This window comes from Staphylococcus sp. FSL W8-0774 (assembly GCF_038006785.1).
Lineage (GTDB): Bacteria > Bacillota > Bacilli > Staphylococcales > Staphylococcaceae > Staphylococcus > Staphylococcus pasteuri.
The window spans coordinates 75735-88074 of the sequence record NZ_JBBOVW010000001.1 but is presented as its reverse complement, the minus strand read 5'-3'; the positions used below and the strand labels follow the sequence as shown (position 1 = coordinate 88074).

Genomic DNA, 12340 nt, shown 5'->3' with positions numbered 1-12340 from the left:
TATAAGGTACATACTTCTTATACATTATTATGAGTTGCATTAAAGCTTAATAACCTGATCCTACTTTGTCACCATTTTCATCATATTTCGTCACATAGCCATCATCAACATCTACAGTATATGATCCTGCTAAATTGCCATCTTTATCATCATATGAGAATCCCCATTTACCATCACTTGTTTTTTCAGGTTCTTTAAATGTATATTCGTCTGTATCTAAATTTTCTCCTTCGTAGGATTCTACTTTATCAATAACGTTATCACGTGTAACTTCTTCAGAATCAGAACTACTATCTGATGAACTATTATCATCTGAACTTGAATCGTCATCACTTTCTTCATCGTCATCATCTGAGAATGTTGGCATTTTATCATAAATATTAATCTTGTTAGCTACTGATTCAAATTCACTAGAATCTTTATATTTTTCGTAGACTTCTTTAGTGTCGTGTTCTTCACCGTACTTTAAAGCATCTTTATATGAAGGAATTTCACTTTGAGTACCACCTAAATAAATTTTATCGTCACTGACACCTATAATAGATCCAAACATTCCTACAGAAGGAGATACACCATAAAATTTCATCCCTTCAGGTGAATTTGGAATATCTTGAATTTCTCTACTTACAGCAAAATTTTTCAAAGTTTTAGTCTCTTTACCATCTGACATCTGAGCTGTATATCTACCAGTCAAAATATCATTTTTCGTTAAAGTATATTTACCTGATTCATTCGCTAAAAATACTAAAGCTACTTTCTCTTTCTCAGATAAGTTAGCTATGTCATTACTAGATGAACTTTTCGAACTATCTGAATTACTTTCTTTATTTGAGCTATCTTTACTAGAAGATGATTTTGAATTATCCCCTTTGTTGCTATTTTCACTTTTTTGACTATCTTCTACATTTGACGCACCTTTGTTGTCACTTGATGAGTCATCATTATTACACGCTGCCAACAATAAAAGTGCTGTTCCACTTAAAAATAACAATTTCTTCACTAATAAGTCCCCTTTGTTTAGTTAATGATTTAATTTAAATATGCATAAATTTACATTTATTGAAAAAATACTTTATACATATAGACTATACTATATTTTTATATAAATATAGACACGAAACAAAAATATTTCACAATATAGATATAAATGAATTATGTACTATATATCATTAAATAAAATAAACGAAAATAAATTTATACTTTAAGTTTGAATATCTTATAATAATATTGTAAATTAAAAGTGATAGTGTTTTCACTACCAAAATCATATAGGAGTGATGCTTTATGAAGAAATTAACAAAAACTTTTGTTGCTAGTAGTATTATTCTCGGCACTGCATTAGGAGTAAGTGTTTCTGCAGACAATGTATCATCTCACGAAGCTCATGCTGCTTCATCTCAATATTGGTATAAATATAATGGTTATACCGCTTCTGGTGGCAATTTTGTGTTAAGTTCATCTTTCTACAATGGACTAAAAGCAGGTAACGTAGAATTCAACGGTGTGAAAGTAAATAGTAAGTATCAAGCACCCAATAATTCTAAAGATATTTATGATCAAAATTTCCAACAATATAAAAACCACAAAGCAAATAATGTAGAATTTAAAATCAAACCAAATACAATTACTTTAAAACAAGTGAAACAAAAATATGGTAATCACTACGATTTCCAAAATCCATTAAATGGTCCTACTAAGAAGAAAGGCGATGGCTTATATAGTTATCAAGTAGGTAAAGGGCATATTGTTTTTGTTGTACAAAATGGATATGTCACATACGCGAATGTATCTTAAACATAACTTTTAATATATAAACGAGGCTAGAACCCATTTTGCGGGTTCTAGCCTCTATCTTGTTTATTAACCTTTGATTTTTCCTGTTATGGCAAAGGCCATATCTCGTATAAAAGCAGCTGGATTTTGATTCGCTTCTTGATTTAATTTATCTTTAAATGTATCCATTGAGAAATTGTCTTCCACTACGTGATGTGCTTTCATTCTAGGTAACATCATTCCCACTAACCATTCTAAATCATTATTTTCAGAAGTATGAATCACCGCTTCAGCGAAGTAATCTATATCACGCATACCTATTTCGTTAAATAATTGATATAGTTTTTGTCCAATATGAATATCTCCACCTTCTTTTTCAACAGTATCCCAGATCCACTGTATTGCTGTTTGATGGTTTGGTAATTGATCTGCACCCGTTCCTCCATTAATCGCATCACTCTCTTGAAAACAAAATTGCCCGCCAGGTTTTAAAAATCCTTTTAATATAGATAAAGCTTGTTTCACATCAGGCAAGTACATTAATACGCGTCGACCAACAATTGCATCAAATTGACCCAACGTTTCGGGTAATTGGTAAATATCATGTAATTGATAACAGACATTTGTATATGAATTTCCTTCAATTGCTTTAGCCAATAAGTCTTCATTCATATCGATACCAATAACTTCTCCTTGTGATCCTACGCGTTTGGCGATTAATTGTGTTACTTCACCAGTAGCACATCCAATATCTAGTACACGCATACCTTCATGAATATCTGCACGCTCTAGTAATTTGTTAATAACTTCATTTCTCTTATTCATCTATTTTTCTCCTTCATCAAACATTTTTGATTATATATCTTACTGAAGCTCACTTTATACTAAAATATAAATGACGCATTAAATCTATTTACAAACTGAACAACAAAATTATATAATATTATCTTAATATAAATACATGATTAGAAAGGACAGACATCATGAAATCAACTCGCATCTTATATTTATTATCAATCATTTTAAGTATAGTTAATTTATTCGTTGTTTATACAACATTTTTTACTAACTTATTTAATGATACTAAGTTCTCACTATGGTATTGGCCAGGTGCCACTCTTATCATCATAACTTTAATCATCAATTTAATTTCTCTTTTTAAATATGGGCAACGCTTTGCTCTTATCATATTAATAATACTGAACGCAGTCTTACTTCTTATATATTCTGCGCCATTACTATTAGTTTAAATTAAAATGGAGTTAGCCTACGAAGACATATATTATGTTTCCATAGGCTAACTCCATATACTAAGAAACTAATCCTCATTTAAATAAGTCGTTAATAATTCAATATAGTACTCAACAAATTGATGATATGTTTCTTTATTGACGTGCTCATTGATTTGATGGGGTACAGTTCCAGGTCCAAACATTAAGAATGGAAAATGTTCATCTTTATCTCGAAGTAAATTAGAGGCATCAGTCACGCCTACAGTTGGAGTCGCAACGACCTCACGATTAAAGATAGTCTTTGCAACTTGTTGACCTAACGCTATTAAGCGATTCTCACCTGTTGTAAGCACTGGATTTAAATCTAAATATATATCCTCTTCAAGTTGTCCACCTTCACCATTAATTTGATTGATATGTTTGTCGAATAGTGCTTTTACTTTATCATTATCAAATTCTGGAACAGTTCGGATATTAAAATCAGTTGTGGCCTTATCTGGTATCGAATTCACTTGATTACCACCATGAATCATTGTGTGATTAATAACTAAACCTTTGACTACTTGTGCTAGTTGCTGTTCGTCTATAGGGCCGTTTATTCTTTCCTTAACGCCTTCTATAAAATGAGAAAAATCTAACTGCTTATAATTTAATTCTTGTTGAAGTTTTTCATAATCATCATCAATATTACGCACAAAGTCTAATAAAGGTTTAATCGCATTTTTACCTACAATTGGCACAGAACTATGTGCTGCTTGTCCTCTAGACACAATTTGATAATCCATTGAACCTTTATGTGCATAGACAATACCTGACTCAGATGGTTCAGCAATGATAAGCGCATCTACGTCGTCCATATAGCCTGCTTTGTATAATTGTTCGGAACCAAGCTGTTGCATTTCTTCCCCAGCTGTCGCCATTAACTTAATTGTACCTTTTTCCAATAAACCACGTTCATGAATATCTATCATTGCAATAACTAATGCAGCTAGCCCTGCTTTCATATCCGATGTCCCACGACCATATAAGAAGCCATCTTGTTCAGTTAATTCAAATGGTGGGTATGTCCAATCGCCATAATCACCTTCCGATACTACGTCCATGTGACCAGAAATGCCTACAACAGGATGACCATCACCAATTGACGCAATTAAATTGGCACGATGATGATGTCCTTTAATTTCATCAATTTCTGCCTTGATACCGTGCTTTTGTAGTAATGATTGTAAATATTTTGCTACTTCAATTTCATTATCATTTACGGTTTTAATCTCTATCATATCTTTTAATATTTGTAATTGCTCATCTTTTGAAAATACACTCATGTTAAATACTCCTTTAATACTGTTGTTCCATTAGGATCATTTAATAACATTACCCATATCCTAACTTGCAAAAATTTAATCTTTGGCAACAGATTCATGGTATCTATCAAAGTGTAGTCAATCAAACAATTCATATTGAAATATAGCTATTAACCTTTAACATCTTTCAATTGATAGCTTTTATTTTTTAATAATGCATTACTATTGTCATTAAAAATCTGATGTTGCTCATTTTTTTCAAAATAATTAGACGCTCCAATATCTTGTTCCATTTTAGCAATCCAATCGTTAGGTGCATAATGTGCATCTGAGCCAAAAACGATATGAGATGTATCAGTAACTTCTTTCAAACTCGCAAATGTAGAGTTACCTGTTGAAAGTGCTGTATCATAATAAAATCGACGAATATAATTGTCTGCCGAATATTGTAATTGTGACATTCGCTTCAAACTATGAAGATATGTTTTGAACATTTTTCCATAGCGAATAGGATGTTTAGCAACTTCTCCAATCATCTTTGTCTTACTTCCCGTTAAATACGGCTTCAGACGTTCTTTCGGATTCACCATGATATAACTTAATGTTTCAAGTGTTTGGTTAATTCGCCATTCTAAATACGGCAACGTACCTCCAGCATGCGCCAAAATAAATTTAATATTTGGATAACGATCCAACGTACCACTCAATATTAAGTTAGTCGCTGCTCGCGTAGTATTAAAGGTAAATTCTTCTATAAAATCCGCTACAACATATTGAGGTTTTTTCACTTTATCTGAAGCCGAACTAGGGTGCACAAACACCACGCCATGACGATCATTAATTGCTTTCATCACAGGTTCAAATATATCGTCACCTAAATATTGATCTCCATAATTAGATAACAATCCAATACCGTCTAATTTCAATTCATCTAGAGCATAAACTACTTCATTGATTGACTGTTTAATATATGGCATCGGGAGTAAAGCAAAGCTTTTAAAACATTCTGGGTAGTCTTTCTTTAATTGTGCTTGATATTCATTTACTTCTCTAGCTACTTTAGAAGCTTGCTTCTTATTAAACGGTAATGTAGCAGGCTCTGAAATTGAAGTTACACCTATATCTATATTTAATTCATTCATCATATTAAGACTGTCCTCAGGCTTCCAATCCTTAATAGGATAGCCACCAGCAGTTGTTACACCTATCTTACGTAATGCGTCTTTATATACTTTAGGAATAATGTGATGGTGAATATCTATTATTTGTAAATTCTCTTTCATAATCAAACACTCACTTTCTACTATTGAAATCAATTGCAATATTATTTAAGTTATCTTATATTTTAATAGACAATACGTCTATTAAATAACTTAACAAATTTCCATAATGAATACTCGCAGAAACTTCTCGAATTATAGGTTTAATGTACATATCAATGATATATGTTGATTATCTTTAACATAATAGAGTATTTATGCAATAAAGGATGAAGCAGAAATGGACAAAAGACAAATTCGTACTAACCAATATTTAAAAAAGGGACTTACTCAATTATTAAATCAAGTAAGTTATTCTAATATCACGATTAAACAATTAGCTGACGCTGCTAATATCAATCGCAGTACTTTTTATTTACATTATAAGAGCAAGGACGATTTCTTAAACTCTGTAATTGAGGAAACGATTGATGAGCTTACCGATTATGTAAAACAATCTTCAGTCAATGATGATGCTATATTTAATACTGAATTTAAAGTGTCTTTCACACGGTTATTAGAATATATTGAACTTAATTTTGAGTTTGTAAAAGTACTCATTACAAATATGAATACAACCTATTTTCGCGCATTACTAGTAGAAAAGGTTCGTGAAAATATTTATTATCCATTATTGGAAAAAAACAACGTTGAAATGAACTTCCAAAAAGATATTATATTGAATCATACAATATATGGTGATTTAGGAGTTATTGAAAGTTGGTTTAACAGCGAGAATTATTATAGCTCTCATTATATTGCGGAGGTACTTTTCGATGTTTCTAGCCATTCTCCCATATCACTATTAGGTATTGAATCTGAATTTGAAAATCAATAACCTAACATCAACCTATATCATATTCAAATTCGCACTCTAAAGATTAGTTATTTGTCTAATTTTTAGAGTGCTTTTTAGTTAGCTTAGTTTTAAATCAACACATATTTATCTATTATTTTAATATTGATAGACGATAATATACATACTGTCTATTAAGTCGAATTTTTATATAACGAAACCAAGATTTTCTAATCAAAATATGCTATTTTAACTAATAGACACACTGTCTATTATAAACAAACCAATTATTATTAATATTCAACTATATGGAAAGAGGGATCATATGGCGTATATAAAATTAGAAAATTATTCAAAAATATTTGGAACTGGAGATCAAAAGGTCTATGCAAATAACGATATTTCATTTGAATTGGAAAAAGGTCAACTTATGGTCATTGTGGGTTCATCTGGTGCAGGTAAATCAACATTATTAAATACATTAGGTGGTATGGATTCAGCTACAGAAGGAAAAGTCATCATTAATGGTACGGATATTGCTCAATTTTCCGAAAAAGAATTAACTACTTATCGACGAAAATCAGTTGGCTTTGTCTTCCAATTTTATAATCTCATCCCTAACCTAACGACTTTAGAAAATTTAGAACTTGCATCTGAATTATCATCAGAAGCATTAGACCCTAAAGAAACGCTAAAAAAAGTTGGTTTAGAAAAAAGAATGGGTAACTTCCCTTCCCAACTATCTGGTGGTGAGCAACAACGTGCTTCTATTGCCCGTGCCGTTGCGAAAAACCCAGACTTACTCTTATGTGACGAACCAACAGGCGCATTAGATTACAAAACTGGTAAAAAGATTTTACAAGTTCTGCAAGATTTAAGTCATGAAAATAATAAAACTGTCATCATCGTGACGCATAACGCAGCATTAAAAGATATGGCCGACCATGTAATTGAAATATTCGACGGAAAAATTAAAGAAGACTACATCAATGATCATCCTAAACCAATATCAGAAATTGAATATTAAGGAGGATATACATGAGTAAATTAAATAAAACGATATTACGTGAATTTAAGTCATCATTTCCTCGCTTCATTTCAATTACTATTTTGTTAGCTTTAGGTGCTTTTATATTAATTGGCTTAAAAGTAACTGGCGATGATATGCGACTAACTGGAGATCAATATTTTAAAGATCATCATATGGCTCACGCACAAGTAACAAGTCCTATTGGATTTTCAAAAGATGATAAACAACATATTAATAATATGGATCATGTGGCTAAGACAGAATATAGCATTTCGAAAGATGCTCGTATTGCAAATTCAAATAAAGCTATTCGATTAAACGAAAACACATCAAAATTATCTACCTACAAAGTTAAAAAAGGTCGTTTGCCAAAAGCTTCTAATGAAATTGCTTTAAATGCGCAAGATACTTCAAAATATAAAATTGGACAAACAATCGATTTTACAAATAATAAAGGTAAAAAAGATATTTCTGGACTTAAACATCATCAATACAAAGTTGTTGGTTTCGTAACCTCAAGTGATTACATGCAAAAACAAAATTTAGGCGTAACCAATGTCGGTAAGGGACAAATCGATACATTCGGCGTACTAGCAAAATCTGGATTCAACACTTCTAAACCTAATGTAGCCAAATTAACTTATAATAACGCTCACGGTAACAGCTACTCAGACCGATTTGAAAAACAAATTAATAGTAATGCTTCAAATAATGCTGATGATTTAGAAAAATGGTCTGACAAACAACGTTCAGATATGAAAGATGATAAACAAGCAGAACTTAATAAAGCGAAAAAAGCGTTAGATAAACAAAAAGATTCAGTTAATGAAAATAAAACTATGCTACAACAAACTGGCAAACTAAAAGACGCTCAACAAGATATAGCTAAATCTGAAACACAACTCAAAAACAAAGGGAACGACATTAAAAAATTAGATGATATTAACTACGAAATTCAACCACGTAGTGATTACAATCAAGGCTATAGTCAGTTTGGTGAATCAGCTAAACGTATTGATATTTTATCTAACACATTCCCTATCATCTTCTTTGCAGTAGCAATTTTAGTTACATTTATAACAATGTCTAGAATGGCTGAAGAAAAAAGAATGAATATGGGTGTAATGCGTGCTCTTGGCTATACAAAATTTGACGCTATGAAACTGTTCTTAATTTATGGCACAAGTGCTGCAGTTATAGGTACTGCCCTAGGTAGTTTCTTCGGTACATGGTATTTACCTGAAAAAATTTATCAAGCTTATGCTGCTAACTTGATTGTACCTGAAATCCAAACACCTACTCATTGGTTGTGGATTGGTATTAGTCTATTAGTCGCATTACTTTGTACAGTTGTACCTTCAGTATATATTGCTTGGAAAGCATTAAAAGAACAACCTAAATATTTATTATTACCAAAACCACCAAAAGCCGGTTCAAAAATATTATTAGAACGTCTACCATTTATTTGGAATAAATTGTCATTCAATCATAAAGTGACTGCTCGTAACCTTTTCAGATACAAAGGTCGTATGTTTATGACAATACTCGGCGTGTTTGGCTGTACATCACTGTTAATTACTGGTTTCGGTATGCGAGATTCATTAAATGGTATTATCCATAACCAATATCAAAATATTATTCACTACGATATTATTAGTGTTTATAATACGCATGCGTCACAACAAGACAAAGATAAATATAATGACAAAATTAATGATTTAGACTCAGTTAAACAAAAAGATGATGTCTACTATCAATCGGTTACTACTAAACCTAAAAACGTTATAGATAATCAACAAATTTCTATGATTGTTCCTAAAAACTCTGATAACTTTAAGGATTATATGACCTTACGTGACGCCGATTCAGATAAGAAAATAAAATTAAGCAATAATGGTGTTGTTATTTCTGAAAAATTAGCTAAACTTGGCCACTACAAAAAAGGTGATACTCTAACAATTAAAGATGATACTAATGCTAAACATAAAGTCAAAATTGATGGTATCGCTCAAATGTATGCTGGACATTACATGGTGATGAACAAACAATATTACGAAAAAGCATTTGATAAAGATATCGATTATAATGCTAAAATTTTAAATTTAAAAGATAGATCCGCTTCAAATATTAATAAAGTTTCAAGTGAATTAAATGAACAAGATGCGAGCCAAACAGCCGTGCAATCCAACCAAGCTAAAACAGCCATCAATACAATTTTAGACGGTCTTGATAATATCGTCTTAATCATTGTCGTTGCATCATCTGCGTTGTCATTCGTTGTACTCTTCACATTAACGAATATTAATGTATCTGAACGTACACGAGAACTCGCCACACTTCGAGTATTAGGCTTTTATAAAAAAGAAACAGTGATGTATATTTACCGAGAAACAATACTTCTCACTATCATCGGTATTTTAACTGGATTTATCGGTGGCACTTATTTACATCACTTTATTATGGATACATTGCCACCTAACAATGCTATGGCTGACTTAACGTTATATTGGACAAACTTTACATTCTCTACGCTATTAACGTTAGTATTTGCATTTATTGTAATGCTGATTATGGCTAGAAAAATAAGTAGAATTGATATGCTCAATGCGTTAAACTCAGCAGATTAAAGTAAATATATGTATATATTCCTGTAATTAAGGGACATGCAACTCATGAGCGAAGCGTTCTAGAGTTGCGTGTCCCTACTTTAATATTTGTTAATTTAAAACTATATAATAGTATTTTCAAATTTATATGTATATACTATGAATATTACATTTAAAGGAGCAAATAAAATTAATGAAGACATTACTTATTAATGCGCATCCGTATTTTAATAATGATGCGACTTATACTGCTAAATTGAAAAATTTATTTTTAGAAAAGTTTAATACTGCATTTCCAGAAGGTGAAATTGAAGAATTAAATTTATATGATATTGCACTACCTCGTTTAGAGAGTGATCAATTATTACATGTGTGGTCTAAATTAGGTTCAGGAGAAGAATTATCAGCTGAAGAAAGCCAAATCGCTGAGATGTCTTCATTTTTACTAAACCAATTTAAAGAACATCATCGTATTGTTATTTTGACACCTTTACACAACTTCAATATCACGTCTAGATTAAAAGATTATATCGACAATATTATGGTGGCAAGAGAAACATTTAAATATACTGAAGATGGTTCTGTTGGGCTGATGACAGATGACTACAAAGCATTATTACTACAAGCGAGTGGTGGCGTTTATACGAATGATGATCGTTACACACCTCTTGAATTCTCATACCATTATTTAAGAGAAATGTTCAAAGAAATTATGGGCTTTGACGAATTTTACGTAGCTCGTGCGGAAGGTACATCAGTGCTACCAGAAGATGAAATTATGAAAGGCGCTAAAGAAGACTTAGACCAAGTATTCGATGCGTTTTATACAAAAGGATAATATCAAATAAAGAAACCCGTAATAGAACGATTTAATCGCTCTGTTACGGGTATTTATTTTGTCTTTATATTAAATAATGATATTTAGACTACCTCAAGACTGCCCAAACATTAAAATGCCACTGTACCTACCAACATTGCAATTAATAATAATACGATTGCGAAGCCCCATACCCAGAAGAACGCATATTTGATATATGTTCCCATATTAGCTTCAGCTAATCCAAGTGCAAGCCATAATGCTGGTGCAAATGGGCTCACAAATGTACCAATAATATTACCGATGACCATTGAGTATGCAGTAGATACTTGAGATACGCCAAATTCTGCTGCAGTTTGTTTCACAATTGGTAATAACGCAAAGTAATAAGCGTCTGTACTTGTTAATAAATCAAGTGGCACACCTAATAATCCTACAATAATGTGGATATAAGAGCCTACAGGTTGTGGAATGATCTTAATTAAATCTGTTGCGATTGATTTCAACATTCCTGTATGGTCTAACACACCTAAAAACATACCGGCACCGACGATAACTACTGCCATCATTAATGCGTTAGGTGCATGTGCTTTGACGCGGTCCATTTGTTCATCGACACTCTTATAGTTAATAATTAAAGCTAATGCGACACCTATCATAAATGCAAATTCTGGTGGTGCTATATTTGAAAGCATAATGACCATAACTAAAATCGTTAACAGTGTATTAATCCAAATGATAGACCCATGCTCTTTTGCGCGACCTCTAACTGGGAATTTTATCTCTTGATCGTGTTCATAATGTCTCACCAATTTATGTATATCTATGTCTTGTGTTTGTTCAAGCTCTCCATTAGCGATACCTTTTTGAATGCGTCGTTTCTCTCTAAATCCTAAATAAACAGCTAGTATCATGACTAATACAAAGCCAATAATTTGTATAGGTATCAAACCGTACCATAATTCATTAACACTTTTAGCCTTTAACACTGTTGCTACACGAGCCATTGGTCCGCCCCACGGCACCATATTCATAATGGCTGCACTCAGTGCTAATAATAAGATAAGTAAGTAACGACTCATATTCAATGCTTTATAAAGTGGTAATAACGCTGGAATACATAGTAAAAATGTAACCGCTCCTGCACCATCTAATTGCGCAATTGTACCAAGCAATGCTGTCATAATACATACAATAATCACATTACCTCGTGTCATTAATAACAATCTTTTAACGACGGGCTTAAATAAACCACTATCTGTCATAATGCCAAAGAAAATAATCGCGAAAATAAACATAATGACGACATTCATGACTTGTGCCAAACCTTTGTCAAAGAACGTCACTAAATCATGAACGTTATAGCCTAGTATAAGTGCTCCAAGACACGGAATTAGTGTCATCCCCACGAATGGACTAATCTTTTTGGCAATTAATAAACCAACAATTGAAATAATAATGAGTAGACCCATTATCGTTAACCACATATGATCCCCTTGCATGACTAACATCCCCTTTGAAAT

At 32.0% G+C, this 12340-nt stretch carries 10 protein-coding genes; 5 read left to right on the top strand and 5 right to left on the bottom strand.

The window, feature by feature from the left end; all coding sequences use genetic code 11:
- Nucleotides 1–46 precede the first annotated feature (46 nt).
- On the bottom strand, nt 47–1000 hold the full coding sequence (locus NSQ15_RS00380) for a hypothetical protein (protein WP_070451676.1): 954 nt from the start codon (nt 998–1000) through the stop codon (nt 47–49).
- Nucleotides 1001–1284: 284 nt separating this feature from the next.
- Between NSQ15_RS00380 and isaB the strand changes: the two genes are divergently transcribed.
- Nucleotides 1285–1794 carry an immunodominant staphylococcal antigen IsaB family protein gene (isaB, locus tag NSQ15_RS00375; protein ID WP_017637802.1) on the top strand — a complete coding sequence of 170 codons (510 nt, stop codon included), beginning with the start codon at nt 1285–1287 and terminating at the stop codon, nt 1792–1794.
- Between the two features lie 66 nt (nt 1795–1860).
- Here isaB and NSQ15_RS00370 read toward each other — a convergent pair whose 3' ends face one another.
- From NSQ15_RS00370 to NSQ15_RS00360, 3 genes are all read right to left on the bottom strand, one after another.
- Complete coding sequence (locus NSQ15_RS00370; protein ID WP_154873906.1) at nt 1861–2598, bottom strand: methyltransferase domain-containing protein; 738 nt, start codon at nt 2596–2598, stop codon at nt 1861–1863.
- A 493-nt stretch (nt 2599–3091) separates the two neighbouring features.
- On the bottom strand, nt 3092–4330 hold the full coding sequence (locus tag NSQ15_RS00365; RefSeq protein ID WP_070451680.1) for an ArgE/DapE family deacylase: 1239 nt from the start codon (nt 4328–4330) through the stop codon (nt 3092–3094).
- 149 nt (nt 4331–4479) lie between these two features.
- Nucleotides 4480–5592 carry an amidohydrolase family protein gene (locus NSQ15_RS00360; protein ID WP_124760276.1) on the bottom strand — a complete coding sequence of 371 codons (1113 nt, stop codon included), beginning with the start codon at nt 5590–5592 and terminating at the stop codon, nt 4480–4482.
- A gap of 217 nt (nt 5593–5809) precedes the next feature.
- Here NSQ15_RS00360 and NSQ15_RS00355 point away from each other — a divergent pair, with 217 nt between their 5' ends.
- The 4 genes from NSQ15_RS00355 (at nt 5810) to NSQ15_RS00340 (ending at nt 10838) form a co-directional block, all read left to right on the top strand.
- A complete protein-coding gene (locus tag NSQ15_RS00355; RefSeq protein ID WP_017637806.1) occupies nt 5810–6406 on the top strand; it encodes a TetR/AcrR family transcriptional regulator in 597 nt (198 codons plus the stop codon).
- Between the two features lie 283 nt (nt 6407–6689).
- Nucleotides 6690–7391 carry an ABC transporter ATP-binding protein gene (locus NSQ15_RS00350; protein ID WP_154835553.1) on the top strand — a complete coding sequence of 234 codons (702 nt, stop codon included), beginning with the start codon at nt 6690–6692 and terminating at the stop codon, nt 7389–7391.
- 11 nt (nt 7392–7402) lie between these two features.
- Nucleotides 7403–10021: an ABC transporter permease gene (locus NSQ15_RS00345; RefSeq protein ID WP_154873904.1), complete on the top strand. Its 2619-nt coding sequence runs from the start codon at nt 7403–7405 to the stop codon at nt 10019–10021.
- Between the two features lie 172 nt (nt 10022–10193).
- A complete protein-coding gene (locus NSQ15_RS00340) occupies nt 10194–10838 on the top strand; it encodes an FMN-dependent NADH-azoreductase (RefSeq protein WP_017637809.1) in 645 nt (214 codons plus the stop codon).
- Between the two features lie 110 nt (nt 10839–10948).
- On the opposite strand, the gene NSQ15_RS00335 is transcribed toward NSQ15_RS00340, so the two are convergent.
- Nucleotides 10949–12319: a CitMHS family transporter gene (locus NSQ15_RS00335; protein ID WP_340746861.1), complete on the bottom strand. Its 1371-nt coding sequence runs from the start codon at nt 12317–12319 to the stop codon at nt 10949–10951.
- Nucleotides 12320–12340 lie beyond the last annotated feature (21 nt).

Coding starts and splice junctions, on each gene's coding strand:
- NSQ15_RS00365 (WP_070451680.1), bottom strand. CDS start 4,330: ATGAGTGTATTTTCAAAAGATGAGCAATTACAAATATTAAAAGATATG.
- NSQ15_RS00345 (WP_154873904.1), top strand. CDS start 7,403: ATGAGTAAATTAAATAAAACGATATTACGTGAATTTAAGTCATCATTT.
- isaB (WP_017637802.1), top strand. CDS start 1,285: ATGAAGAAATTAACAAAAACTTTTGTTGCTAGTAGTATTATTCTCGGC.
- NSQ15_RS00360 (WP_124760276.1), bottom strand. CDS start 5,592: ATGAAAGAGAATTTACAAATAATAGATATTCACCATCACATTATTCCT.
- NSQ15_RS00350 (WP_154835553.1), top strand. CDS start 6,690: ATGGCGTATATAAAATTAGAAAATTATTCAAAAATATTTGGAACTGGA.
- NSQ15_RS00370 (WP_154873906.1), bottom strand. CDS start 2,598: ATGAATAAGAGAAATGAAGTTATTAACAAATTACTAGAGCGTGCAGAT.
- NSQ15_RS00340 (WP_017637809.1), top strand. CDS start 10,194: ATGAAGACATTACTTATTAATGCGCATCCGTATTTTAATAATGATGCG.
- NSQ15_RS00335 (WP_340746861.1), bottom strand. CDS start 12,319: ATGCAAGGGGATCATATGTGGTTAACGATAATGGGTCTACTCATTATT.
- NSQ15_RS00355 (WP_017637806.1), top strand. CDS start 5,810: ATGGACAAAAGACAAATTCGTACTAACCAATATTTAAAAAAGGGACTT.